Origin of the sequence: Sphingomonas segetis (assembly GCF_009720245.1) — a bacterium.
Lineage (GTDB): Bacteria > Pseudomonadota > Alphaproteobacteria > Sphingomonadales > Sphingomonadaceae > Sphingomicrobium > Sphingomicrobium segetis.
The window spans coordinates 1-606 of the sequence record NZ_WJSQ01000320.1 but is presented as its reverse complement, the minus strand read 5'-3'; the positions used below and the strand labels follow the sequence as shown (position 1 = coordinate 606).

At 60.9% G+C, this 606-nt stretch carries 1 protein-coding gene; it reads right to left on the bottom strand.

The features are described from left to right. Positions 1 to 606: response regulator transcription factor CtrA (gene ctrA / locus GH737_RS15015; protein ID WP_155265552.1), on the bottom strand; the 606-nt coding region annotated here is incomplete at both ends.

Below are 606 nucleotides of genomic sequence, written 5' to 3'. Positions count from 1 at the left end.
GCTGAGTTTCTTGCGCAGCTTGCAGATGAACACGTCGATGATCTTGAGCTCGGGCTCGTCCATGCCGCCGTAAAGATGGTTGAGGAACATTTCCTTGGTCAGCGTCGTGCCCTTGCGGAGCGAAAGCAGCTCCAGCATCGCATATTCCTTGCCGGTCAGATGCACGCGGCTGCCGTCGACCTCGACCGTCTTGGCGTCGAGGTTCACGGCCAGCTTGCCGGTACGGATGACCGACTGCGAATGGCCCTTCGAGCGGCGGACGATCGCGTGGATTCGCGCGACCAGCTCGTCGCGGTGGAACGGCTTGGTGACGTAATCGTCAGCGCCGAAGCCGAGCGCGCGGACCTTGCTGTCCATCTCACCGATGCCGGAAAGGATCAGCACCGGGGTCGACACCTTCGCGGTGCGGACCTTCTTGAGCACGTCGTAGCCGTGCATGTCGGGCAGGTTCAGGTCGAGAAGGATGATGTCGTAATCGTACAGCTTGGCGAGATCGAGGCCTTCCTCGCCAAGGTCGGTCGTATAGACGTTGAAGCCTTCCGTACCGAGCATCAGCTCGATGCTTTTGGCGGTCGTCGGCTCGTCTTCGATCAGCAGCACGCGCAT